We start from the raw sequence: 23,985 nt of genomic DNA on the forward strand, positions 1-23,985 counted from the left end.
CGCACAGTGTAGCGGACGATCTTGAGGGCGGGCGTGCTTCAGCGCTGGACCCGCCGGCGCAGGTTGTCGCGGGCGGCGGCATCCAGCCGCTGGTGGAAGAAGTCGCTCAGGAATATCCGCGGCTGGCCCAGCACCTGTTTGAGGAAGCGGCACCGGTTGAGCCGGAACAGGAACCCCGGCACGTGCCCGGCGTACTCCTCGGCGATGCCACGGTCATAGGCATCGAACACCGCCGCCGGCGCGCCGAGAATGGCCATGTCGCAATCCAGGAACAGGGCCGCCTCCGGGTCGACATCGCCGGGGGCGAGCTTGCTGTGGTGGGCGGTCAGTTCGATCAGGTCGACCACCCGGTTCACATCGATCCCGGCCGCCGGCAACCAGCGCGCGATGGCCTCCCGCGCCATCGCCGCCGAGCGCGCTTCGTTGTCGCCACGGCCGGCATCGTAGATGGCATCGTGGTACAGCGCGGCCAGTTGCACCTCGCGCGGTCGTGCCCAGCCCGGGCCGGCCTCGGCGACCGTGTTGCAGTGCTGCAGCACGGCCTGCACGTGCGACCAGTTGTGGTACGCCCGCGGCGGCCGGGCGTAGGCGGTTTCCAGTTCGGCAAGCTGCCCCGCAGGCAGTGGCATCGGTTCAAAGCGCATGCGCGCATGATTGGCCGTCGCGGCAGCGCTGGCAAGCCGGGCGGTGCTTTTTTGACCACCTTCACAGAACCGTTGCAGTGCAGTGGGTGCGCGGGGTTATCCACATCTTTGTCGACCGCTGGTCCACATCCTCTGTGGATGGCGCGGACAGCCGATGAACGGCACGCCGGCGCCCACCAACGCGCCTAGACTGGGCGCGACGGACCCCAGCGTCCCGCGAGGTGACGGCGATGACCGCGTGCAGACTACTCCTGGTGGCGTGGATGGCCCTGGCCGCCGCGCCGGTATGGGCCGACGATCCCGCGCCGCCGCCCGCCAGCGCCGGGCCGAGCCTCACCGACGTGCCTACGCCGTCCCAGATCCTGGACGTGCCCGCCCCGCTGCTGGCGATGCTGCACGAGCAGGTGACCGCCCCGGGGTATTCGCGTGAGCGCCGCCTGCAGCGGCTCGTGGCGATGCTCTTCGATGCGCAGGGGCTGCACCTGAGCTACGACCCGGATGCCACCAACACGATCAGCGACACCTGGCAGAGCCGCCGCGCCAACTGCCTGTCGTTCACCCTGCTGTTCGTGACCCTGGCCAATGCCGCCGGGATCGAAGCACACGTGCAGGAGGTGGCACAGGTCGTGTCCTGGTACCAGGCCTCGGGCGTGATCTACAGCATCGGCCATGTGAATGCCGGCATCATGCTGGACGGTCGCAGCGGCACCGTGGATCTGGACCACAACGTGCTCTATGACCGGATCGGCCCCCAGCGGATCAGCCAGCAACGTGCACTCGCCCACTTCTACAACAACCGCGGGGCGGAACGGATGACCGCGGGCGATGTCGCGGGCGCGCGCGCGTACTTCCGGGCCGCCCTCGGCATGGCCCCGGAGTTCGTCGCCACCTGGAACAACCTGGGCGTGCTCGACGCGCGCGTAGGCGACCTGGCCCGCGCGCGCCAGGACTACGCGACCGCCCTGCGGATCCAGCCCCGGCACGGCGCCAGCCTCAGCAACGCCAGCGCGTTCTATCGGCGGACGGGCGACACCCGCCAGGCCGATCTGCTGGCCAGCCGGCTGGCACGCGTACAGCACAGCGATCCGTTCGCGCAGTACATGCTGGGGGCCCAGGCCGAACAGCGCGGGGACTACGCCGCCGCCGTGCGCTTCTATCGCCGCGCCGCGCGTCTGTACGACACGGCGCACCAGTTCCACTTTGGATTGGCGAGGGTGTACTTCCTGGCCGGCGATTCACGCCGTGCCTCGATCGAGATGCACCGTGCGCGGGACCTGGCCGGTCCCGGCGACGATGGCTCCGCCAACCGCTACCAGGCCAAGCTGGACAGCCTGCAACGGCGGCGCCAGCACTTCCCGCCGGCGAACTGAGCCGGCTCAGGCCTTCTTGAGGAAACAGGTCTTCAGCACCAGGCCCTTGATCTTCTCCGAGTTGCCCTCGATGTGCTCGGCATCGTCCTCGACCAGGCGGATGTTGCGGATCACCGTGCCCTGCTTCAGCGGGATCGACGAGCCCTTGACCTTCAGGTCCTTGATCACGGTGACGGTATCGCCGGCCGCCAGCACGTTGCCGTTGCTGTCGCGGACCACCAGGGCCTCCCCCGCGCCGTCGCCGGCCGCCCACTCGTGGCCGCAGTCCGCGCAGATGAACAGCGCGCCGTCGGCATAGGTGTTTTCCAGGGTGCACTGCGGGCAGGCGGGAATGGCGGACATCGACGGCTCTTCGGTAACGAAACGGTCGTTAGTGTAACCGCCCGTTACCGCCTGCCCTTGCGTCGGCGGTCCCGTTGCCGCAAAGTGCGCGCCCCCCTGACCACCGGCCCGGCCCACCGCATGAAACTCGGCATCGACTTTGGCACCAGCAACTCCGCCGCCGCCGTGGTGGTCGACGGCAAGGTGGTGCCGATCCAGTTCGGCCAGGCCGAACAGTTCCGCACCACGGTGTATTTCCCGGAGGTGATGCGCGACCCGAACGACTTCGAACTGACCCCGGCGCTGGAGCATGATCTGGCCCGGCTGGTCGATGCCGCCGCGCGCGACGCGCGCGCCGCCGGCCAGGAGCGCACGCCCGACGCGCTGCGCCGCGAGGCTCTGCGCGTGGTGCGCCGGCAGTGGATGGAAGAGCAGATGCGCGCCCCGCTCAGCTCCACCACCCTGCTGCAGAACGCGGTCTACGGCGATGACGCGCTGGAAGCCTACTTCGAAGAGAACGAAGGCAACCTGGTGCAGAGCCCCAAGTCGATGCTCGGCTACAACCTGCATCCGCGCGCGCGCCAGACCATCGCCGGTATCGCCACGCACATCCTCGAGCACATCCGCCTGACCGCCTCGCGGCAGCTGGATACCCCGATCCGCACCGCCACCCTGGGCCGCCCGGTCCAGTTCCGCAGCTCGATCGGCGAGGCCGGCAACGCCCAGGCGCTGGACATCCTGCACGGCGCGGCGATCGCGGCCGGCTTCGACAGCATCGACTTCCTTGAGGAGCCGGCGGCCGCGGCGATGCATTACCACGCCGAGAGCCCGCAGGAGCACGACGCCGTGGTGGTGGACATCGGCGGTGGTACCACCGATATCGCCCACGCCCGTGTCGGCGGTGGCCAGGCCCCGACCATCCACCGTGCCTGGGGTATCGCCCGCGGCGGTACCGATATCGACCTCGCGCTGAGCCTGGGCGGTTACATGCCGCTGTTCGGCCGCGGCATCACCCGCGTGCCCGCGCACCACTACGTGGAAGCGGCGATGGTGCAGGACATGACCCGCCAGCGCGATTTCCGCCAGCACACCTACCGTGACGTGGACGCGCCGTTCGGCCCGCGCCTGACAGCGTTGCAGGACACCGGCAACACCGCGCGCCTGTACCGCGAAGTCGAGCGCTGCAAGATCGCCCTGAGCAGCGTGTCCAGCCACGGCAGCGCACTGGACTTCATCGAGCGCGACCTGCAGGTGCAGATCGATGCCGCGCGCCTGGAGACCGCCGCCGGCGGCTACCTGGGTGAGCTGACCGCCCTGCTCGAACAGGTCCGCCGCGATATCGGCCACGATCCGGCAGCGGTGTTCCTGACCGGCGGCATGTCGCGCGCCGGCTACCTGCAGCAGGCCGTGGCCAACGCCTTCCCGGGCTCGACCCTGGTCCGCGGCAATCCGTCCTTCGGTGTGGTTCACGGACTGGCACTGGCCGCCGCCCACTGATCACCTTGTTGCACCAGGCCTTGTCGCACAAGGCCTGAAGAGGCGTGAACGGCCTTATTAACAAAACGTTACGCCGGAAGCGCTATCATCTTTCGGCTTCAAAGCGCAATGCGCTTGACGCGACAAGCACCATCTTCCGGGCCTCCCAGGCCACCGTCCTCTTCGATGCTGCCACCGTCCGGAACTGTCCGCGGTGCCGGGATCGCTCTTCGCTGTGATCCGGCTCGTTCACAGCCTGCTGCACCCCGAGCCGCCAAGAGATCTTCAGATTGGGCGAACGCCTGGCTGCACTGCTTACATCGTCCGAGCCCGACCCCATCGACTGCCGTCGTTGCGATGCGGTGTGTTGTCGGCTCACTGTCACCGTCATGCCTGACGACAACGTGCCCGGCTACCTGCTGGACACCGATGCGCGGGGTGGCACGGTGATGGCCCGCAACGAAGAAGGCTGGTGCGCCGCGATCGACCCCTATCACCTGCGCTGCACGATCTACTCGCAGCGACCCGCGATCTGCCGCCAGTTCGACATGGGCGGCGATGATTGCCGCCTCGTGCGGCAGGACTACCGTCGACAACAGCAGGATCTGTCGACGTTTTCTTCCACGCTTCATCCATAGCAGGAGCATCCATGGCTCGTACGCCAAAGACCTCCCCCAAGGCAAGCAACACCGTTCGCGTCGACCGCAAGCAAGGGTCCAACTCCGCCGTCAGCAGCCAGAGCATCGCTGCGGATCTGGCTGCCTTCCGTAAAGGTGGCGGCAAGATCGAAGTGCTGGGCAATACCCTGGCACTGAAGAAAGCCGGCTGACATTGCTGCCGACCGCACCGGCATTGGCCGGTGCGGTGGCCGCACTCAGCGGCCCAGGCTGACCCGCACGCTCCCGGAGTGGGAGTTGATCGAAATATCCCCATCGCCCGAGCCCAGACGCGCATCCAGGCTGCTGCCCGGGCCATAGCGCGGCTTCTCCACCTGGCCGGCATCGGACTGGATGCCACCACTGAACGTCTTGACGTTCAACTGCGCCGAGACATTCACCGGCAGCTTCAGCGCGACCGATCCGCTGACCGTCTGCATCGTCACCTTTCCGCCCGGGGCCATGCCGGTCGCGCTCACGTCCAGGCTGCCCGAGACGGTCTCCACCGCCAGCCGCTGGATCCGCCCGGCGTTGACGTTGACCCGGCCGGAGACCGATTCGGCCGCCACCTCCCCCGATACGCCACCGCCGGCCAGCACCTGGCCACTGACCGTGCGCGCATCCAGCCGTGGCGTCTGCACCTGCGAGCGGATACCACCACTGACCGTGTTCAATGTGGTCTCGCCACTGCGCCCTGCCGCGGTGATGCTGCCGCTGACACTGTTGGCCTGCAGGCGGCGCACGTCGATGTCGGCCACGTCGATGTCGGCACTGATGGTACCCAGCTGCACGTCCACCGAGCGCGGTACGCGCAGCTCCAGCGTCGCCCCGCCGTTGCTGCGGCCGCGCGGATATTCCACTTCCCAGCGCACCCGGTTGCTGCTCTTGTCCTGCTTGAGCGTGAGCCCGTCGGCCAATGAGCCGGTCAGTGCCACGTCGCTGCGATCCCAGCCACGCACGGTGACCTTGCCGGCGATGTTGCTGATTTCCACGCGCCCGCCGGCGCCCAGTGAATGGCGTTCATTGACGCTGGTGGCGGCCTGGGCGACGAGCGGCAGGCACAGGGCCAGGGCAGCGACCAGGCTCAGGGGGATACGCATGGGGTTCTCCTTCAAGTGGGCAGGCCGGCGGACAGCACCGCCTGCTGGGTGAGTTGCAGGCGCAGCGCATAGGTACGCTGCAGTTGCCCGAGCAGATAGCGCGAGCGGGGGTTTTCAGCGATCGCCGCGCGGATGTTGTCCGCGCTGGCATCGAGTTCGTGCAGGGCCGGTCGCCATTCGTCGGTGACACCGTCACTGGGCAACGCGGCGATGGCCTGCTGGTACTCGCCGGCCATGGCATCGGCCTGGCGCTGCAGCAGCGTCGGTGCGGGCGTGTGCGGGACCGGCGTCGGCACCACCATCAGCAGCGCCAGCGCCGCGGCCAGGCCCAGCCCGATGCGCAGCGGCCAGCGCTCCCGCCGGCGGCGGGTCGACAGTCTGGGGTCGGCAACGGCCGGGACCGGAGCCGGGATCTGCGCCGGCAACCGTGCAGCGATGCCCTGCCACACCCGCGCCGGCGGGACGCGCTCGGCAGGCAGGGCCCGCAGCCGTGCGGTCAGCGCATCGTGATCGGAATCATGGGGGTTCATGCGGTTTCTCCTAGGCGTGCACGCAGCAGGCCGCGCGCGCGGTGCAACTGTGCCTTGGAACTGCCGACCGCCATCTGCAGCTGGTCGGCGATTTCCTGGTGTTTCCACCCTTCGATGTCATGCAGGACCAGCACCGCGCGGGCCCGGGGTGGCAGCGTTTCCAGCGCGCGCTCCAGGTCCATCGAGGTCCCCGCGCAACGGTCCTGGGCCGGCAGCATCGCCAGCGACTCCCAGCCCTCCTCGCCGGCATCGCCGGCAGTGCCGGCGGCGTTGGCGCGCAGCTCCATCAGTGCCGCGTTCACCCCCAGGCGGTGCAGCCAGGTGCCCAGGCTGCTTTCGAAGCGGAACCCCGGCAAGGCGCGCCATGCCTGCAGGAACGCCTCCTGCAGGGCATCCTCGGCGCGGGCCGCGTGGCCGCCGCACAGGCGCCACAGCACGGCGTACACACGCGGCGAATGCCGCCGGTAGATCCGCTCGTACGCCGTCACGTCACCGGCCGCCGCGGCACGCACCAGGGCGTGGTCATCGGCGGCATCGGCCTCGGTCGTGGCGCTGGAAGGGGACATGGTCGTGTCGAGCATATCCGTTGGATGCGGGGGGCACGGAAAAGGTTTAAGCCCTCGCTGACTTTCTTTTCCTGGTGTCTCCGCTTGGGGCTGCCGCGAGCGTGATGGCCTCGTAGCAACCGGCAGGCCGCTGCGGGGCTCGGGTGTGGCACTCATGCGGCAAAGCGGAATTTTTCTGCAGCCTTTAAACCTTTCCGGTGGCAGCGGCATCCAATCCCATGTCACTACCGGCGCTCGCCAAGGAGTATCCCCATGTCATCCAGTTGTCTGGCCGTGCTGCTCTCACTGGCCACCGGCTGCACGCTGCCGTGGAGCCCGCTGCAGATACAGCTGTCGTTGGCGCCCGCAGCACCCGATGTGTGCGTGCAGTACGCGCAGAACGCGCCGCTGTGCGCTTCGGCGATGATCGCCGCATTCGATGTGTACGGCAGGCCGCCGAAGTAAGCCGGCACCACGATGCGGCGGCGCCCATCGGCATTACCATGATGGGATCGGCACTATCGCTGCAAAGGAATTCCGTCCCCCATGAAAGACCATCTGCCCGCCTGGACCCACGAATGGCTGCACTACGGGGTCCCTGCCCTGCAGATCCTGGTGACCCTGCTGGCCGCGTGGCTGCTGCGGCTGGTCGCCCGGCGCCTGATCCGCCGCGTCGGCGAGCACTACACCCTGCCGCCGGAAATGATCATGGGCGCGCGCCGGGTGTTCAGCTTCGTGGTGTATTTCACCGTACTGCTGATCGTGCTCAACATCGTGGGCGTCTCGGCGACCGTGCTGTGGACGGCGTTCACCGGCTTCGCCGCGGTCGGCGCGGTGGCGTTCTTCGCCGCATGGAGCGTGCTCTCCAACATCTTCTGCACGCTGCTGATCTTCACCACGCGTCCGTTCCGCCTGCACGATTACATCGAGCTGCTGGAGAACGGCGAAAAGCCCGGGCTCAAGGGCCGGGTGATCGACATCAACCTGATCTACACCACCCTGCAGGAAACCGGCAGCGGCCATGAAGGCACCGTGCTGCAGATGCCCAACAACATGTTCTTCCAGCGCACGGTACGTCGCTGGCGTGACCCGTCGCAGGCGCCGGGCGGGATCCAGGGGGACGGTTGAGGGCGCGTGCCACGCCGGTTGTAGATACCGACCGTTGGTCGGTATGCGTTATTGCGTGCCGACCAACGGTCGGCACCTACCGCAGCTGGCTGTCCTTGCTGCCGCGGCGGTTGTAGCCGCCGCCGTCCTGCTGCGCGGCGTCTTCTTCCTCCTGGCAGCGCACGCACAGGCGTACGCCGGGCACGGCCTTTCGACGCGCCTCGGGAATGGACGCCTCGCAGTGTTCGCAGTGGGTCAGTCCGGGGCCGTCGCGCAGCTGTGCGCGGGCCCGCTGGATGGCGTCATCGACGGTGGCGTCGATCTGATCCTGGACGGCGCCGTCGCCTGCCCAACCTGTCGCCATGATGTGTCTCCCATGCCGGTGCCGGAGCACCAGCATAGACCCGGCCCACCGTGCCCAGCCAACGCAGGGCTGAACGCACGCGGCGCCGGGTAAACGCTTCAGGCAGCGCTTACCAGACCAGGTCGTCGGGCACCTGGAACTGGGCGTAGTACGCATCGTCCTCGGCGTTGCCGGTGCTCGGCTCGCTGGCGGGCTGGCTGTTGTCGAGCACGATCACACTGGCGTCGCGCTCGCGGACCTTGTCGGCCGCTGCACGCGGCAGCAGCTCAAAACCGTCGCCATGGCGGGCGATCACCAGGCTGCCCGAGGCCAGCTGGCGGCGCAGGACGTTGTTGACCAGCAGGGTGCGGATCAGCGTGCCGTCGTTGAAGCGGTACTCGCTCTCGCCCTCACGCTTGATCTTGTGTGCCTCGATGATCTGGCGCACCTGGGCCTGCAGCTCCTGGGCGTGGGCCTTGGCCTTGCGCTCGGCTTCCAGCGCGCGATCGCGCTCGGCTTTTTCCGCACGCAGGCGCTCGGCCTCGCGCTGGCTCTCGCTGGGCGCGACCGGGGCTTTGCCGTGGCGGGCTTTCACCTGCTCACGGGCGGCCTGGGAGACCTGGGATTTCTTGACCAGACCAGCCTTGAGCAGCTGCTCCTGCAGGGGGTTTGCCTTCGCCATACGCCTAGCATCTGTTGTTGCGGGATTCCGGGGGCCATCATACTGGTCTGCCCGCCCCGCCCCAACCGCCCGCATGACCGCCCTGAAGTACCTCGCCGGCTATCCCGACGCCCTGCAGCAGCAGGTGCGCGAGCTGATCGCGGGCGACCGGCTGGGGCCGTGGCTGGAATGCCGCTACGCCGAGCTGCACACGGTGCGCAACGACCGCCAGCTGTACGACTACACCCAAGGCCTGAAAGAGCGGTACCTGCGCCAGTCCGCGCCGCTCTCCAAGGTGGTCTACGACAGCCGGCTGCAGGTGCTCAAGCACGCACTGGGCACCCACACCACGGTGTCACGGGTACAGGGCAGCAGGCTCAAGGCCAGCCGCGAGATCCGCATCGCCACGGTGTTCCGCGAGGCGCCGGCGCCCTTCCTGAAGATGATCGTGGTGCACGAACTGGCCCACCTGAAGGAATCGGACCACAACAAGGCCTTCTACCAGCTGTGCACGCACATGGAAGCGGACTACCACCAGCTGGAGTTCGACCTGCGGCTGTACCTGACCCACCTGGAACGCCCCGCGAGCTGAGCCGCGACCGTCGTCATCGCGCAGCGCCGGGCCCCAGCCAGTACACTCCCCGCCCGCTTCCCGCTTTATGTTGCCTGCCCGATGACCGACCCGATCCGACTCGACAAACGCCTGACCAGCCTGATCGGCTGCTCCCGTGGCGACGCCCAGCGCTATATCGAGGGCGGCTGGGTGACCGTCAATGGCCAGGTGGTCGAACAGCCACAGACCATGGTCACCGACGAGGCGATCGTGCTGCGTGAGAACGCCGAAGCGACCCGCACCGAAACCGTGAGCATGCTGCTGCACAAGCCGGCCGGCATGCGTTCGGAGGAACTGTGCGCGCTGGTGACCCCGGACAGCCGCAGTGAGCTGAACGCCACCGGTGTAACCCTGCTGCAGCGGCATTTCCACGCGCTGCAGCTGGTGATGCCGCTCTCTGATGACGAAAGCGGCCTGGTCGTGGTCAGCCAGGACGGGCGCGTCATTTCGCACCTGAAGGACCGCGGCGCGACGCTGGAGCAGGAGTACCTGGTGGAAGTGAGTGGCGAACTGGCGCCCTACGGCATGAAGCGTCTCGCCCATGGCCTGAGCTTCCGCAACTGGCCGCTGCCGCCGTGCAAGGTGAGCTGGCAGAACGAAACGCGCTTGCGCTTTGCGATCAAGCCGGTGCATCCGGGCCAGCTGCGCGACATGTGCCGCCAGGTCGGGCTGGAGGTCGTCAGCATCCGCCGCCTGCGCATCGGCCGCGTGGCGATGGGCAAGCTGGTCCCCGGCCAGTGGCGGTACCTGGCACCGGACGAGCGCTTCTAAGCCGCAACGCCGCTCGCGCTGCACGGCCGCGCCGCTTACGATCGGGGCATGACCGAGAAAAAACCGTTCTGGCGACGGCTGCTGCGCTGGCTGGGGATCGTCGTTGCATTGCTGGTGCTGCTGGCCGACCACCTGACCCCGCAGGCGCGGGGCGAACGCTCCACGGTGCTGCCCGCGCAGGCCGACCAGACCGCGATCGACCGCGAGCTGGTCCGCCTGCAGGCCGAACACCCCGGCCAGACCGGCGTGGCCTTCCTGTCCGATGGGCTGGACGCCTATGCCGCGCGTGCGGTGATCACCCAGCACGCCGGGCGCAGCCTGGACCTGCAGTACTACATCTGGGACGACGACCTGATCGGCCATCTCATGGCCAACGAACTGTACCGCGCCGCCGAGCGCGGGGTGCGGGTGCGCATCCTGCTCGATGACATGAACGCGCAGGACAAGGATGCCCTGATGATGGCGCTCGATGCGCACCCCAACATCGAGATCCGCCTGTACAACCCGTTCCGCAACCGCAGCGGGCTGTGGCGCCTGGTCGAGATGGTGCAGCGCGTTTTCAGCGTCAACCACCGCATGCACAACAAGTCGTGGATCGCCGATGGGCGCGTGGCGATCGTCGGCGGCCGCAACATCGGCGAAGCGTATTTCAGCGCGCGCCCGGACGTGAACTTCCGCGATCTGGACCTGCTGCTCGCCGGCGAAGCGGTACAGCAGGCCAACACGATCTTCGACGACTACTGGAACAGCGATACCGCGGCGCCGATCCGCGCACTGGCGTTCTACACCGAACCACAGCTGCGCCTGCTGATCCGCGAAAGCGAGCACGAGGCACGGCTGGACAGCGCCAGGCCCTACCTGGCGCGCGTGGCGCGCTCGCAGGCGGAAAAATCGTACTACCGCGATGCACTCGACCTGCACTGGACCCGGCACGTGGAGATCGCCTCGGACCCACCGATGAAACACCGTCGCGACGATCAGGCCAGCTGGCTGGTGACGCGCCTGGTGGCGGAACTGGAAAGCACCCGGCACAAGGCGCTGCTGATCTCGCCGTACTTCGTGCCCGGCGAAGACGGCACGGCGGGGCTGGGCGCGATGGTCGCGCGTGGCGCCCAGGTCGGGGTGATCACCAACTCACTGGCCGCCAACGACGTGGCCGCCGTGCACAGCGGTTACATGCACTACCGGGCGCCGCTGCTGCGCGGTGGCGTGCAGCTGTACGAGCTCAAGTCACGCGGCAATGTCGATGGCGGCGGCCTGTTCGGCAGCAGTGGCGCCAGCCTGCACACCAAGGCCTTCATGATCGATGACCAACGCGGCTTCGTCGGCTCGTTCAACCTGGATCCACGCTCGGCGTATCTGAACACCGAGATGGGCGTGCTGTTCAACGATCCGGCGCTCGCCGCGCAACTGCGCGACGAGTATCTGCGCCTGGCCAGCCCGGAACAGAGTTACTGGGTGGCCCTGGGGCCGGACGGCGACGTGCGCTGGCTGGAGCGGGATGCGCAGCCGCCGCACTGGCTGTACAGCGAACCGGATACCGGGTTCTGGCTGCGCGCCAGCGCGCGCGCGATCAGCTGGCTGCCGCTGGAGTCGCAACTCTGACTCAGCCGGCCTGCGCCACCTCGAGTTCGGCCTCTTCACCCACCGCCCGCCCGTGCACGCGCCGCCAGATCCACTGCAGGGCATGCGGCGGTGTGTCGTCCAGCTGTTCCAGCAGGGCCAGCGCCTGGACCTGGCCGATCTGGCCATGGCGGCACAGCAGGCTGGCCGCCGCCGCCGCGCGCGCAAAGCGCAGGCTGGCCGCCAGCCCGCTGCCGCTCTGGCGGATCAGGGCATCGTGTACCGCCTTGGGCAGCTCCCACGCAGCGGCGATCCGGCTGGCCACCGGCAGGGTCCAGCTGTCCAGCAGTTCGGCCGCCAGCGCGCGTGGCGGTACCGCCACATCCTGCTCCGCACAGGCATCCAGCAGATGGCGCACCACCAGCGCGGCGCCCAGGCCCTGGGTCAGGCCCAGCCACTGCGCGGCGAAGCCATCTTCATGGGTGACCGTGCGTGCGTGATCGGCGGCAGCGCGCGAGGCCAGCAGCGCGTGCTCCCAGATCACGGCGCTGAACTGCGGAAAGGCATCGCACTGCAACTGCATCACCGGCTGCACCAGCACCGCGCTGATGATCTGGCGGATGCCATCGGTACCGACCAGGGTGACCGCGCGCTGCAGCGTCTCCACCGGGCGCGCCTGCACCCGGTAGACCGGGCTGTTGGCGATGCGCAGCAGATTGCCGGTCAGCACCGGATCCTGGCTGATGATCCCAGCCATCGCGCGCGCCGAGGCGTCGCTGTCGTTGACGGTCTGGATCAGCTGCGGCAGCAGCTGCGGCCGACGCGGCAGGTGTCTGGCCGACCAGTCCCGCGCCAGCAGCGAGGCGGTGACGGCATCGCGCAGCTCAACCGCATGCGGCGCCGCTGCGTCGGCGGCATCGCCACTGCGGGGCACCAGCGCAAGCGTGTACAGCCCGGCCTGCAGCACCGCCAACGGATCGGTGCCCGGCGGCAGCAGCCCCGCCGGCAAGGCCGCGCTGCGCTCCTGCAGTCCGCTGGCGCGGTCCATCGCGGGCGCCGCCATGCCACGCCGCTGGCGGAGCAGGACGGCCACACCCAGCAGCACCAGCACCGCGGCGCCCATCCAGATCGCGACGGTCATGCCGGTCGTCCTGGACGCACCGGGTCCCGCCCTTGCGTTGTTGCGACTGCGCCCACGTGATCCTTCCTGCGATGACCGGCCATCCACACCGTTGCCACGGCATCGGCCTGCGCTTCAGCAACTTTAATGGCGGCGCGGCAGGCGCTCCGCTGACAACACCCTCCATCGGAATGGACTAGAATGGCGCCGCGCGACCCGTCCGAGACCCGACGACGTCGCTTTTTTTGTTTTACAACCCACCTTTTGCTGGCGCGTTCGCCGCTGTTCGCCACCGTTCGCACCATCGGAGCCACCATGTTATTTGAAACCCTCGAAACCACCGGTCACGAACAAGTGGTGTTCTGCCACAGCCGCGACGCCGGTCTGAGGGCGATCATCGCCATCCACAACACCACCCTGGGCCCGGCCCTGGGCGGCGTGCGCATGCGTCCCTACGCCAGCACCGACGAGGCCCTGGCCGATGCGCTGCGCCTGAGCCGCACCATGACCTACAAGAACGCCCTGGCCGGCCTCAACGTGGGTGGCGGCAAGGCGGTGATCATCGGCGACCCGAAGCGTGACAAGAGCGAAGTGCTGTTCCGCGCGTTCGGCCGCTATGTCGATTCGCTGGGCGGGCGCTACATCACCGCCGAAGACGTGGGTACCGATGTCAACGACATGGAGAACATCTACCTGGAAAGCGAGTACGTCACCGGCGTACACCAGGTGCACGGGGGCTCCGGCGACCCGGCCCCGTTCACGGCGTATGGCGCGCTGCAGGCGTTGATGGCGGCGATGCAGCACAAGCTGGGGCATGAGGAAGTGGGCAAGGCCAGCATCGCGGTGCAGGGCCTGGGCCACATCGGCATGGAACTGGTGAAACTGCTGCGTGATCGTGGCGCCAAGTTGTACGTCAGCGACCTGGACAGCGCGCGCGTGGACCGCGCCGTCACCGAGTACGGTGCCGAAGCGGTGAAGCCGGAGGACATCTACGACGTCAACGCCGACATTTTCGCGCCGTGCGCGCTGGAAGGCGCGATCAATCCGGACACGTTGCCACGCCTGAAGTGCAAGATCGTCTGCGGCACCGCCAACAACCAGCTCTCCAGCCTGGACGTGGGCGACGAGCTGCATGCGCGCGGCATCCTCTATGCACCGGATTACGCGGTCAACGCCGGTGGCGTCATGAACGTCTCGCTGGAGATCGATGGCTACAACCGCGAGCGCGCGATGCGCCTGATCCGCAGCATCTACCACAACCTCGGCCGCATCTTCGCGCTGTCGCAGAGCGAAGGCATCGCCCCGCAACGCGCCGCCGACCAGATCGCCGAGTCGCGCATCCTTGCGATCGGCAAGCTGAAAATGCCGCTGGGCCGCAGCACGCCGCGGCGGGGCACGCTGCGCGGCAACTGAGCGCTGCGGTGGCAAACGAAGAGGGCGCGATCATCGATCGCGCCCTCTTTCATTTCGCGGACGTTGCGGCAAGACCCGCGCCTAGAACCCGGCCGAGTAGCGCAACTGCACCTGGCGCAGATCGCCGCGCGGGCCGAAGCGCTGGTCATAGCCGAACGCCAGGCGGCTGGTGCGGCTCAGCCAGGATTCCACCGAAAGCCCGAACAACCCGCCCGAGCGGGCCGGCTGCAGGCCCGCCAAGGGTGCCCAGGCTTCGACGCCGACAAAGCTGGCGTCCAAGGAAAGGCCATCACTGGACAGCTGCTGTTGCCACTCGGCGTAACCGCGCAGCGACCAGCCGCCCCAGCGGCGCTCGGCGCGCAGGCCGGCCAAGGCCTGGCTGCGCGTACTCACCGCCTCCTGCGCGCGCAGGCCGAAGCCCATGCCGCCCGCTTCACTGAAACCATCGCTGTCCACCCGGGCATACTCGGCCCCCAGGTAAGGCGTCAGCGAGGCGGTGGCGCCGCCGAAGCGGTAGCCCGACTCCACGCTGGCCGCGCTGAAGCTGCCGCCGTAGCGTGCATTGACGCCGTACTGGCCGGCACCGAGCAGCAACTGGCGATCGATCTCACGGGTGAACTGGCCGGCGCCGATCTGGCCCATGGCATACGCGCGGCCGGTGCCCCAGCCCGCGTAGACCTGCGCCTGCGATTGACGGTCGCGGCCGCGGTCACTGCCCCACTCGCGGCTGCCGTAGCTGCGCGTTTCGCCGAACGCGAAACCAAGCACGCCATGGCTGCCGAGTGCCATGTCCTGGCCCATCATCCAACCGCGGGTTGCCACCCCGTTGCCGGCGAAGCTGCCCTGCCCTGCCTCGCCCAGTACGCTCTGCCAGCTACCGCGCAGGCGCGGCGCGGCCTGCACATCGCCCACCCGGGCCGACAGCGCACGACGGTTCATGTCGATGCTGTCGAAGGTGGCCGCCGTGGCCAACGCGTGGGCTTTGCCGGAGAGACTGTCCAGGCTGGCCTGCAGGGCGTTGGCGCCGTCGACCTGCTGCAGCTGCCCCGCCGCATCGGCAAACCCGTCCAGCGCCGCACCGTTGCGATCCAGCACTTCGAAGGCAGATTCGACCCGCGCCGCCGAGGCCAGCGCGGCTCCCCCCAGCCCGGCCTGGACGCTGGCGCTGGTCACGCTGACGCGGTCGATGACCATGGTGACGTCGTTGCTGGCGTGCAGCAGGCTGGCCTGGAGCAAGGTGCCTGGCGCCAGCCCGTTGGTGACGCTGTCGAAGCTGCCGGTCACCCCGCCATCGGCGTGCAGCAGCGGCTGCGTGCGTCCATCCCGGGGGACGTAACCGGCGATGATGCTGTCCACACGGACCGTGCCGGCCAGCGTGGCGGTGCCGGTCACCATGAGCGCGTTGGCCCCCAGTGCGACCACCAGTTGCGCGCCGGGACGCTGGAGGTAGTTGCCTTCGATCGCGGCATCGATGTTGTCGCTGCGCAGGATCACGCTGGCGCCGTTGTCCACATTGCCGCTGACCCGCGTGGTGCCGTTCATGAACTGCAGCGCGGCGGCGTTGGGGTTGCCCACCTGCGGCGCGATGAGCACGTTGGAACGGAGCGACGCACCGCCGCGCAGCGCGAGGGTGCCGCGCTCGATGATGGTGTCGCCGCTGTAGGTATTGGCGCCGGCCAGGCTCAACGCACCCGCACCCTGCTTGATCAGCCCGCCGTTGCCGCTGATGTCGTTGCCCCATACCGAATCCAGGCCCAACGTGCCGATATTCACCGTCACATCGCCCCAGTCGAACCTGGCCGGACCGTTGATCGCTTTGGCGATGTTGAGCAGGCCGTAGCCGAACGTCCTGTCCACCCCGGCCGCACCCAGATCGGTGGCGGTACCCAGCAATGTCTGGCGCACCAGGTCATTGGTGAAGTACGGGTATTTCTGCCACACCAGCGCCGCCGCACCGGAGACCAGCGGCGCTGCATAGGACGTACCCGAGCCATAGTAGTACTCCGGGGTTCCCCCCTTGTTGGCTGGATCGACGTAGGCCACCGTGCCCGGTGCGGCGAGGCAGTAGCGTGCCGCCACACCGCAGGCATTCGCGTAAGACGCCAGTTTGCCCGGGTCCGCCGTATCGACCGCGGTCACGCTCAGCCAGCCACGCTCCAGATCCGCGGCGGGCAGGCTCCCGCCCGGACCCACCTGGCTGGGCAGCGCCGCCATGCTGGACGGATTGGCTTTGCTCTCGTTGCCGGTGGCAAACACCACCAGGCCGCCGTTGCTGATGATGAAGGGGCGGTATTCCTGGGCGATCGGCGCAGTGGCCGAGGGATTGGTCCAGTACAGGCCGCCCCACGAGTTGTTCATGATCTTGACGCCGGCCGCGATCAGATCCTGGTGCACGCCCTCCAGGCCAACCGCACCGGTGATCTCGTTGCCATTGCCGGAACCATCATCGACGGGACGCTTGTCGGCGATGATGCGCGCCGAAACGATCTGCGCTTCGCTGGCCACGCCACCGGGCCAGCTACCCACCCTGCGACCGGCGGCGAGTTCGGCCACCACGGTGCCATGGCCGACCACGTCGTCCACGTTGACGTTGTTCACGCGTGGATCGACGTAGGTGTAATTCGCCAACACCCGTCCGTTGAGCGCCGGATGCTCATGGTTCACGCCCGAATCGACGACGCCGATGCGCACACCGGCGCCGGTCCAGCCGGCCGACTGCGCCGGACCGGCCTGGACGATGCTCAGATGCGCATCGATGGCTGGCTGCGCCGGTGGGGCCGTGGTCGGCGGCGGCGTGGGGGGCGTGGTGGGTGGAGGCGATGGGGGTGTCGTCGGTGGTGGCGACGGTTCCAGGCCCCCGCGGACATTGCTGCCGCCGCCCCCGCAGGCACTCAGTGCCAACGCCAATGCCGCGGCCAAGGCCGACCTGCCGATCACAACCTGCTTCATCCCTGCTCCCCTTGTGAATGGACCTTCCCCACCTGCCTGCCCCCCGGGCAGACACCGGCAGTCAATGCCGACCCTCTATACTGGACCGACCCCCACGCAGTCTGCCGGGAAATGCGTCGGCTTCCAACGCCCGTGTTCCCATTCCGCTCTTCGCTCACGCACCAAAGAGATTGCACATGTCCAACATCGTCATCGCCGCCGCCAAGCGCACCGCCATCGGCTCCTTCCTGTGCCAGTTCAACGGCGTGCCGTCCCCGACCCTCGGGTCCACCGTGATCGCCGCGGCCCTGGAGCAGTCCGGGGTGCCGGCTGCGGACGTTTCCGAAGTGATCATGGGCTGCGTGCTGCCGGCCAATCTCGGCCAGGCGCCGGCCCGCCAGGCCGCGATCGCCGCCGGCATCCCGGTCTCCACCGGCGCCACCACCCTCAACAAGGTGTGCGGCTCGGGCATGAAGGCCATCATGCTCGGTCATGACCTGATCAAGGCCGGCTCGGCCAGCATCGTGGTCGCCGGTGGCATGGAGTCGATGTCCAACGCCCCGCACATGATCCCCAACTCGCGCACCGGCAACCGCTTCGGCAACTTCCAGGTGATCGACCACATGGCCCACGACGGCCTGGTCAATGCCTACGACGGCAAGGCCATGGGCGAGTTCGCCGAATGCACCGTGGAAAAGTACCAGGTCAGCCGCGAGGACCAGGATGCCTTCGCCATCGAATCAGTGCGCCGTGCACAGGCCGCGCAGGCCAATGGCGCCTTCGATGGCGAAATCGTGCCGGTGAAGGTCACCACCCGCAAGGGTGAGGTCGAGTACGCGCAGGACGAGCAGCCCAGCCGCTCGGACATCGCCAAGATTCCAACCCTGCGCCCGGCGTTCAAGAAAGACGGCACGGTGACCGCCGCCAGCTCCTCGAGCATCTCCGACGGTGCCGCTGCGGTGGTGCTGCTGTCCGAGGACGATGCTGCCGCCCGCGGCCTGCAGCCGCTGGCCCGCATCGTCGGCCACGCCACCCACTCGCAGGCGCCGGAATGGTTCACCACCGCGCCGATCGGTGCGATCCAGAAGCTGATGGACAAGACCGGCTGGACGCTGGACCAGGTGGACCTGTTCGAGATCAACGAAGCCTTTGCCGTGGTCGCGATGGCCCCGATCCGCGAGCTGGGCATTCCGCACGACAAGGTCAATGTCAATGGCGGTGCCTGCGCATTGGGTCATCCCATCGGTGCCTCGGGTGCACGGCTGGTGGTCACGCTGGTGAACGCATTGCGCAAGCGTGACGCCAAGCGCGGAATTGCTACCCTGTGCATCGGCGGCGGCGAAGCGACCGCCATCGCTATCGAATTGATTTGATTTGGTTTAACGCGCATTTCTCAAAACTGAATGCGCGATCGCTTGACAGCCAATCGTGGCTTGTCATCATGTTGCCGGGCGCGCAATAGCGCGTTGCCTAATCTAACGACGAGGATTCACAACAATGAGCATCAACAAGCTGCTGATCGCAATGGCCCTGGGCCTGGCTCTGACCGCCTGCTCGAAGCAGGAGCAGGCTGCTGACGCCGCCGCTTCGGCCAACGAAGCCGCCGCTGACGCCCAGGCCGCTGCTGACCAGGCCGCTGCTGCTGGCGCCCCGGCTGCTGACGCTGCCCAGGCTGCTGCCGACACCGCCACCACCGCTGCTGACGCTTCGGCTGATGCCGCTGCCCAGGCTGCTGGCGCTGCCACCGACGCTGCTGCCGACCAGGCTGCCGACGCTGCCAAGGCTGCCGAAGGCACCGCCGAGAAGGCCAAGGACGCTGCTGAAGAAGCCAAGAAGTAATAACTTCTTTCTTCAAGCAAGTCTGAAAAAGCCGCTGGTTCGCCAGCGGCTTTTTCTTTGGGCGCGTCTTTCGCCGGCGCGGCCACCCACCGGTTCTTCACAGACGCATGAATAGGCTGGCCTCCCATCCATCGCCGTTCTGGAGCGCCACATGAAGATCCGTCCGCTGACCACCTCCCTGCTGGCCGCTTCCCTGCTGCTCGGCCTGGCCGCCTGCAAGGGCCCGGAAGCCGAGCAGGCCCGCCGTGATGCCGCCCAGGCGGCCGACAGCACCAACGCGGCCGCGCGTGAAGCGGTCGACAAGGCCGCTGCAGCGACCCGCAGTGCCGCCGACGATGCCGCGGCTGCTTCCGAGCGCGCTGCCGCCGATACCCAGCAGGCGCTCGACCGCGCTGCCGCCGCCACCTCCAAAGCCGCTGGCGAAGCCAAGGTCGCCGCCAAGGATGCGGCTGCCCATGCCAGTGACTCCACCGCCGACGCCGCGCAGAAAGTCGCGGACAAGGCGCGCGACGTCGCCGACGATGCCAAGAAGAACGCCAACGAAGCCAAGCGCTGAGTCGGCGTCACTCACGCCGCATCGTGGCATCAGCAACGCCCCCTCTCCGGAGGGGGCGTTTTCATTGGGCGCCGATCACGGCAGGGCGCGGCCCAGCATGCCCCCGAAATCCAGATCGACCGGGAGCGTGCCGAACGCCATTCCATGCTCGGCATCCAGTCGTGAACGGATGAAGGCGGATGCGTTCGGGCTCTGCGCGCGCAGCAGCACGGCGGCCTGCAGCACCAGCGCCAGGCGCTCGGTCACGCGACGCGCCTGTGCCTCCCCCGGGGTTGCCGCGAGCTGGCTGCGCAACCCCCGCAGCGCGGCGTCATACACCGCGTCGACGCCGGCCACCGCATCCAGCTCGGCGTCCAGCGCCTGCAGCACCTGCGGTTCGCGTGACAGCGCACGCAGCACGTCCAGGCACTGGATGTTGCCGCTGCCCTCCCAGATTGAATTCAACGGTGCCTGCCGGTACAGGCGCGGCAGCATCGACTCCTCCACATAGCCTGCGCCACCCAGGCATTCCTGCGCTTCATTGACGAACACCGCGGCGCGCTTGCACACCCAGTACTTGCCCACCGCCGTGCTGATGCGCGCGAACGCCGCCTGCCGCGGATCCGTTCCCGCCTGGTCCACCGCATGCGCTACACGCATCGCGAACACCGTGGCGGCTTCGGATTCGATCGCCAGGTCGGCCAGCACGTTGGCCATCAAGGGATGCTCGGCCAGCCGCTTGCCGAAGCTGCGGCGGTGCCGCGTGTGGTGCAGTGCCTGTGCCAGCGCCATGCGCATCTCCGCCGCGGCACCGAGCATGCAGTCCAGCCGCGTCATCATCACCATGCCGATGATGGTGGCGACACCGCGGCCTTCTTCGCCCACACGCTGCGCCCGGGCACCGCACAGTTCCACTTCGCTGGACGCATTGGACCAGTCACCGAGCTTGTCCTTCAGGCGCATCAAACGGAACGCATTGCGATCGCCATCGGCCAGGCGCCGCGGCATGAGGAAACAGCTCAGCCCACCCGGTGCCTGCGCCAGCACCAGGAAGCCGTCGGACATCGGCGCGGAGAAGAACCACTTGTGGCCGATCAGCGCATAGCTGCCATCGGCCTGTGGTTCGGCGCGGGTGGTGTTGCTGCGCACGTCCGAGCCACCTTGCTTCTCGGTCATGCCCATGCCCAGGGTGATGCCGGCCTTGTCGGCGATCGGTACATCCCGCGGGTCATAGTGCGGGGCCGCCGCCTTGTCCGCCCACTCGGCGAGCGATGGCTGCTGGCGCAGGACCGCGACTGCCGCGTGGGTCATCGTCAGCGGACAACTGGTGCCCGCCTCGGCCTGGTGATGCAGATAGCTCAACGCCGCGCGCGCGACATGCGCACCTGGACCGCCGTCGTGCCACGACAGTCCGGCCACGCCATGGGTCTTCGCCGCGGTCATCAACTGGTGGTAGGCCGGATGGAATTCGACGGTATCGATGCGATGGCCCTGCGCATCGTGCGTGCGCAGCCGCGGACGGTCGCGGTTGGCATCGAAGCCGATCCGGTACAGCTCATCACCGGCAAGGCCACCATAGCGCGCCAACGGGCCGGCAAAGGCACCGCCTCCCTCGCGCTGCACGGCATCCACCAGTGCAACGTCATCGGCCCACAGGTTCCGGCCGGCGAAGGGCGGCGGCTGGTTGCTCACCTCGTGCGTTTCAAACGCGGGCCATGCAGACGTGATCACGGCGATCTCCTTGCAGACAGATGCACCGATTCTGCCGCATCCCCGTGCAGGGCGCCGTTCATGCGGATTCTCACCTCCTGCACGAGCGCGGCGGCACAGTGCAGGCATGAACGCCGATGCCGACAACGACGACCTGGTGGTGCTGCGCCCGGAGGGGCTGTACTGCCCGGCCGGCGACTTCCACATCGACCCCTGGCGGCCGGTGCCGCGCGCGGTGATCACGCACGGCCATGGCGACCATGCACGCAACGGCATGGGCCACTACCACTGCACCTCGCAGACGCTGCCGATCCTGCGCTGGCGGCTGGGCGAGGTGGACTGCACCGCGCACGACTACGGTGAACGCTTCATCCTCGGCGACACCGAGGTCTCCCTGCATTCGGCCGGGCATGTGCTCGGCTCGGCGCAGGTGCGGATCGCGCACGCGGGGCGGGTGTGGGTGGCCTCGGGCGACTACAAGCGCCAGCACGACCCGAGCTGCGCGCCGTTCGAGGTGGTGCCGTGCGATACCTTCATCACTGAAGCAACGTTCGGCCTGCCGGTGTACCGCTGGCCGGACACGGCCCGGGTGGCCGCCGACATCGTGGCCTGGCGTCGCGAATGCGAAGCGCGTGGCGAAGCCGCCGTGCTGCTCTGCTATGCGCTCGGCAAGGCGCAGCGGATCCTGGCCGAACTGCTGCCGCTGGAGACACAGCCCGCCTTGCTGCATGGCGCGATCGCCACCGGCGTCGCGGTGTACCGCGAGGCCGGTATTCCGATGCTGGCCACCGAACCGGTGAGTGAGCAGGCACGCGGCGCGGCATTCGCCGGCAAGCTGATCCTGGCCCCACCCTCGGCGGCGGGCAGCGCGTGGATGCGCCGCTTCAAGCGCGCGCAGTTGGGCTTTGCGTCCGGCTGGATGCGGGTGCGTGGCAACCGCCGCCGGCGCAACTACGACCGCGGCTTCGTCGTTTCCGATCATGCCGACTGGCCCGATCTGCTGCGCACCATCGCCGATACCGGTGCGCGCCGCGTCATCGCCACCCACGGCAACACCGACGCGCTGATCCGCTTCCTGCGCGAGCGCGGCGTCGCCGCCGAGGCCTTCGCCACCGGCTACGGGGACGAAGAATGAAACGCTTCGCCGCGCTTTACACCGAGCTCGACCGCAGCACCGCCACCGGCGACAAGCGTGCTGCGCTGGTGCGCTACTTCCAGCAGCCCCCCCCGCACGATGCGGCATGGGCCCTGTTCCTGCTGGCCGGCGGCAAGGTCACCAGCGCGCGGCGGAAGATCGCCGGCAACGCCGAGTTGCGCACGTGGGTGGCCGAGATGTCCGATACGCCGGCGTGGCTGGTGGACGACAGCTACGATCAGGTCGGCGACCTGGCCGAGACGCTGACCCTGCTGATGGACGATCCGGTGCAGACCGGTGCGGATATCGGCCTGGCCGACTGGATCGAGCAGACGCTGCTGCCGGTTGCCAATCAACCCGAAGCCGTGCGCCACGCGGCCGTCACCGGCGCCTGGCAACAGCTCGCCTTCGATGAGCGACTGGTGTTCAACAAGCTGCTGACCGGCGCGTTGCGAGTGGGCGTGTCGCAGCGGCTGGTGCAGCAGGCGCTGGCCGAATGGTCGGGCATCGATATCGCGCGCATCGCCCAGCGCATGCTCGGCAGCTGGGTGCCCGCGCCGGGCCTGCTGGCCGCCTTGCTGACACCGGAAGAGCGGCCCGAGGATCGCCAGCAGCCCTACCCGTTCTTCCTGGCCTCGCCATTGGAGGCGGACGTCGACACGCTTGGTCCCATCGACGACTGGCTGCTGGAGTGGAAGTGGGATGGCATTCGCCTGCAGCTGTTGCGCCGCCAGGGTGAGGTCGCGCTGTGGTCGCGTGGCGAGGAGCGGCTGGATGGACGCTTTCCCGAGATCGAGGCGGCGGCGATGGCATTGCCGGATGGCTGCGTGATCGACGGCGAACTGCTGGCCTGGGCCGACGGCGATGACCTGCCGCTGCCCTTCACCGCCCTGCAGACCCGCATCCAGCGGCTCAAGCCCGGCCCGAAGACGCTGCGCGATACCCCGGTGCGCGTGCTTGCCTACGACCTGCTCGAGCTGGGCGGTGACGACCTGCGTGCCCTGTCGCTCACGCAACGGCGTGCGCGGCTGGCCGAGGTGCTCGCCACGCTGGACGACCCGCGCCTGATGCTGTCGCCGGCGGTCCGCGTGGTGGACTGGCACGCGGCCGCCCTGCAGCGCGACCTGGCCCGCGAGCGCGGCGTGGAAGGGCTGATGCTCAAGCGCGGCGACTCGGTCTACCAGGCTGGGCGCCGGCGCGGCGACTGGTGGAAATGGAAGATCGATCCGCTGACCATCGATGCGGTGATGATCTATGCGCAGTCCGGCCATGGCCGGCGCAGCACGCTGTATACCGATTACACCTTCGGCGTGTGGGACGGCGAGACGCTGGTGCCGGTGGCCAAGGCGTACTCGGGCCTGGACGACAAGGAAATCCTCGCGCTGGACCGCTGGATCCGCGCGAACACGATCGAGCGCTTCGGACCGGTGCGCAGCGTCCGCGGCGAGCAGGTGTTCGAGCTAGGCTTCGAAGCGGTGAATCGCAGCAAGCGCCACAAATCCGGCATCGCGGTGCGCTTCCCGCGGATCCTGCGCTGGCGGCAGGACAAACCGGCCAGCGAGGCCGATACGCTGGCGCAGTTGCAGGCATTGGCGCGGTGACGCG

Annotated in this window: 25 protein-coding genes; 15 read left to right on the forward strand and 10 right to left on the reverse strand. The window is 68.3% G+C overall.

Annotated elements, in window-relative coordinates; all coding sequences use genetic code 11:
- Positions 1–38 precede the first annotated feature (38 nt).
- Positions 39–644, reverse strand: a complete 606-nt coding sequence (locus tag AC07WC_RS04370) for an HD domain-containing protein (protein ID WP_495208918.1) — start codon at positions 642–644, stop codon at positions 39–41.
- Positions 645–907: 263 nt separating this feature from the next.
- Here AC07WC_RS04370 and AC07WC_RS04375 point away from each other — a divergent pair, with 263 nt between their 5' ends.
- Complete coding sequence (locus tag AC07WC_RS04375) at positions 908–2,014, forward strand: tetratricopeptide repeat protein (RefSeq protein ID WP_495208919.1); 1,107 nt, start codon at positions 908–910, stop codon at positions 2,012–2,014.
- A gap of 6 nt (positions 2,015–2,020) precedes the next feature.
- Here AC07WC_RS04375 and AC07WC_RS04380 read toward each other — a convergent pair whose 3' ends face one another.
- The gene (locus tag AC07WC_RS04380; protein WP_179458273.1) at positions 2,021–2,356 is read right to left on the reverse strand and encodes a zinc ribbon domain-containing protein YjdM; all 336 of its coding nucleotides are present in this window, start codon (positions 2,354–2,356) and stop codon (positions 2,021–2,023) included.
- Positions 2,357–2,476: 120 nt separating this feature from the next.
- Between AC07WC_RS04380 and AC07WC_RS04385 the strand changes: the two genes are divergently transcribed.
- The 3 genes from AC07WC_RS04385 to AC07WC_RS04395 all read left to right on the forward strand — a co-directional run bounded on the left by AC07WC_RS04385 (position 2,477) and on the right by AC07WC_RS04395 (position 4,640).
- A complete protein-coding gene (locus AC07WC_RS04385; protein ID WP_495209109.1) occupies positions 2,477–3,832 on the forward strand; it encodes an Hsp70 family protein in 1,356 nt (451 codons plus the stop codon).
- A gap of 317 nt (positions 3,833–4,149) precedes the next feature.
- Positions 4,150–4,449 carry a YkgJ family cysteine cluster protein gene (locus tag AC07WC_RS04390; protein WP_080114834.1) on the forward strand — a complete coding sequence of 100 codons (300 nt, stop codon included), beginning with the start codon at positions 4,150–4,152 and terminating at the stop codon, positions 4,447–4,449.
- A gap of 11 nt (positions 4,450–4,460) precedes the next feature.
- Positions 4,461–4,640 carry a hypothetical protein gene (locus AC07WC_RS04395; RefSeq protein ID WP_019183415.1) on the forward strand — a complete coding sequence of 60 codons (180 nt, stop codon included), beginning with the start codon at positions 4,461–4,463 and terminating at the stop codon, positions 4,638–4,640.
- Between the two features lie 45 nt (positions 4,641–4,685).
- Here the strand turns inward: AC07WC_RS04395 and AC07WC_RS04400 are convergent, their stop codons facing one another.
- Genes AC07WC_RS04400 through AC07WC_RS04410 form a run of 3 tightly spaced genes read right to left on the reverse strand, consistent with a single transcriptional unit; the run spans position 4,686 to position 6,678 of the window.
- On the reverse strand, positions 4,686–5,567 hold the full coding sequence (locus AC07WC_RS04400; protein WP_495208920.1) for a DUF4097 family beta strand repeat-containing protein: 882 nt from the start codon (positions 5,565–5,567) through the stop codon (positions 4,686–4,688).
- Positions 5,568–5,578: 11 nt separating this feature from the next.
- A complete protein-coding gene (locus AC07WC_RS04405; RefSeq protein WP_495208921.1) occupies positions 5,579–6,097 on the reverse strand; it encodes a hypothetical protein in 519 nt (172 codons plus the stop codon).
- Positions 6,094–6,678 carry an RNA polymerase sigma factor gene (locus AC07WC_RS04410; protein WP_495208922.1) on the reverse strand — a complete coding sequence of 195 codons (585 nt, stop codon included), beginning with the start codon at positions 6,676–6,678 and terminating at the stop codon, positions 6,094–6,096. Before AC07WC_RS04410 ends, AC07WC_RS04405 begins: the two co-directional genes overlap by 4 nt.
- A gap of 237 nt (positions 6,679–6,915) precedes the next feature.
- On the opposite strand from AC07WC_RS04410, the gene AC07WC_RS04415 reads away from it, so the two are divergent.
- Positions 6,916–7,107, forward strand: a complete 192-nt coding sequence (locus tag AC07WC_RS04415) for a hypothetical protein (RefSeq protein ID WP_495208923.1) — start codon at positions 6,916–6,918, stop codon at positions 7,105–7,107.
- An 81-nt stretch (positions 7,108–7,188) separates the two neighbouring features.
- The gene (locus AC07WC_RS04420; protein ID WP_495208924.1) at positions 7,189–7,770 is read left to right on the forward strand and encodes a mechanosensitive ion channel family protein; all 582 of its coding nucleotides are present in this window, start codon (positions 7,189–7,191) and stop codon (positions 7,768–7,770) included.
- A 76-nt stretch (positions 7,771–7,846) separates the two neighbouring features.
- Here AC07WC_RS04420 and AC07WC_RS04425 read toward each other — a convergent pair whose 3' ends face one another.
- Positions 7,847–8,113 carry a DksA/TraR family C4-type zinc finger protein gene (locus AC07WC_RS04425; protein ID WP_495208925.1) on the reverse strand — a complete coding sequence of 89 codons (267 nt, stop codon included), beginning with the start codon at positions 8,111–8,113 and terminating at the stop codon, positions 7,847–7,849.
- A 109-nt stretch (positions 8,114–8,222) separates the two neighbouring features.
- Positions 8,223–8,774: a DUF2058 domain-containing protein gene (locus tag AC07WC_RS04430; protein ID WP_495208926.1), complete on the reverse strand. Its 552-nt coding sequence runs from the start codon at positions 8,772–8,774 to the stop codon at positions 8,223–8,225.
- A gap of 73 nt (positions 8,775–8,847) precedes the next feature.
- Here AC07WC_RS04430 and AC07WC_RS04435 point away from each other — a divergent pair, with 73 nt between their 5' ends.
- From AC07WC_RS04435 to AC07WC_RS04445, 3 genes are all read left to right on the forward strand, one after another.
- Positions 8,848–9,345 carry a YgjP-like metallopeptidase domain-containing protein gene (locus tag AC07WC_RS04435; RefSeq protein ID WP_495208927.1) on the forward strand — a complete coding sequence of 166 codons (498 nt, stop codon included), beginning with the start codon at positions 8,848–8,850 and terminating at the stop codon, positions 9,343–9,345.
- Between the two features lie 81 nt (positions 9,346–9,426).
- Positions 9,427–10,137 carry an rRNA pseudouridine synthase gene (locus tag AC07WC_RS04440; protein ID WP_495208928.1) on the forward strand — a complete coding sequence of 237 codons (711 nt, stop codon included), beginning with the start codon at positions 9,427–9,429 and terminating at the stop codon, positions 10,135–10,137.
- A gap of 48 nt (positions 10,138–10,185) precedes the next feature.
- A complete protein-coding gene (locus AC07WC_RS04445; protein WP_495208929.1) occupies positions 10,186–11,742 on the forward strand; it encodes a phospholipase D family protein in 1,557 nt (518 codons plus the stop codon).
- Position 11,743: 1 nt separating this feature from the next.
- Here AC07WC_RS04445 and AC07WC_RS04450 read toward each other — a convergent pair whose 3' ends face one another.
- Entirely contained in the window at positions 11,744–12,841 is a 1,098-nt protein-coding gene (locus AC07WC_RS04450) for an HDOD domain-containing protein (RefSeq protein ID WP_495208930.1), read from the reverse strand.
- A 294-nt stretch (positions 12,842–13,135) separates the two neighbouring features.
- Here AC07WC_RS04450 and AC07WC_RS04455 point away from each other — a divergent pair, with 294 nt between their 5' ends.
- On the forward strand, positions 13,136–14,233 hold the full coding sequence (locus AC07WC_RS04455; protein WP_495208931.1) for a Glu/Leu/Phe/Val dehydrogenase dimerization domain-containing protein: 1,098 nt from the start codon (positions 13,136–13,138) through the stop codon (positions 14,231–14,233).
- A gap of 81 nt (positions 14,234–14,314) precedes the next feature.
- Here AC07WC_RS04455 and AC07WC_RS04460 read toward each other — a convergent pair whose 3' ends face one another.
- Positions 14,315–17,182: a S8 family serine peptidase gene (locus tag AC07WC_RS04460; protein WP_495208932.1), complete on the reverse strand. Its 2,868-nt coding sequence runs from the start codon at positions 17,180–17,182 to the stop codon at positions 14,315–14,317.
- Between the two features lie 176 nt (positions 17,183–17,358).
- Between AC07WC_RS04460 and AC07WC_RS04465 the strand changes: the two genes are divergently transcribed.
- The 3 genes from AC07WC_RS04465 to AC07WC_RS04475 all read left to right on the forward strand — a co-directional run bounded on the left by AC07WC_RS04465 (position 17,359) and on the right by AC07WC_RS04475 (position 19,556).
- Positions 17,359–18,534, forward strand: coding sequence for a thiolase family protein (locus tag AC07WC_RS04465; protein WP_495208933.1), 1,176 nt, complete (start codon positions 17,359–17,361; stop codon positions 18,532–18,534).
- A gap of 124 nt (positions 18,535–18,658) precedes the next feature.
- Positions 18,659–19,000, forward strand: coding sequence for a hypothetical protein (locus AC07WC_RS04470; RefSeq protein WP_088434503.1), 342 nt, complete (start codon positions 18,659–18,661; stop codon positions 18,998–19,000).
- Positions 19,001–19,151: 151 nt separating this feature from the next.
- Positions 19,152–19,556 carry a hypothetical protein gene (locus tag AC07WC_RS04475; RefSeq protein ID WP_495208934.1) on the forward strand — a complete coding sequence of 135 codons (405 nt, stop codon included), beginning with the start codon at positions 19,152–19,154 and terminating at the stop codon, positions 19,554–19,556.
- 75 nt (positions 19,557–19,631) lie between these two features.
- On the opposite strand, the gene AC07WC_RS04480 is transcribed toward AC07WC_RS04475, so the two are convergent.
- Positions 19,632–21,263 (reverse strand): isovaleryl-CoA dehydrogenase, encoded by a 1,632-nt coding sequence (locus AC07WC_RS04480; protein WP_495209110.1) that lies wholly within the window; start codon positions 21,261–21,263, stop codon positions 19,632–19,634.
- 109 nt (positions 21,264–21,372) lie between these two features.
- On the opposite strand from AC07WC_RS04480, the gene AC07WC_RS04485 reads away from it, so the two are divergent.
- Together AC07WC_RS04485 and AC07WC_RS04490 are read left to right on the forward strand one after the other, a co-directional pair.
- On the forward strand, positions 21,373–22,380 hold the full coding sequence (locus AC07WC_RS04485) for a ligase-associated DNA damage response exonuclease (RefSeq protein WP_495208935.1): 1,008 nt from the start codon (positions 21,373–21,375) through the stop codon (positions 22,378–22,380).
- Positions 22,377–23,981: an ATP-dependent DNA ligase gene (locus AC07WC_RS04490; RefSeq protein ID WP_495208936.1), complete on the forward strand. Its 1,605-nt coding sequence runs from the start codon at positions 22,377–22,379 to the stop codon at positions 23,979–23,981. Before AC07WC_RS04485 ends, AC07WC_RS04490 begins: the two co-directional genes overlap by 4 nt.
- The last annotated feature ends 4 nt before the right edge of the window (positions 23,982–23,985 follow it).

The sequence above is a fragment of the Stenotrophomonas sp. GW821-FHT01H02A genome, assembly GCF_059422145.1.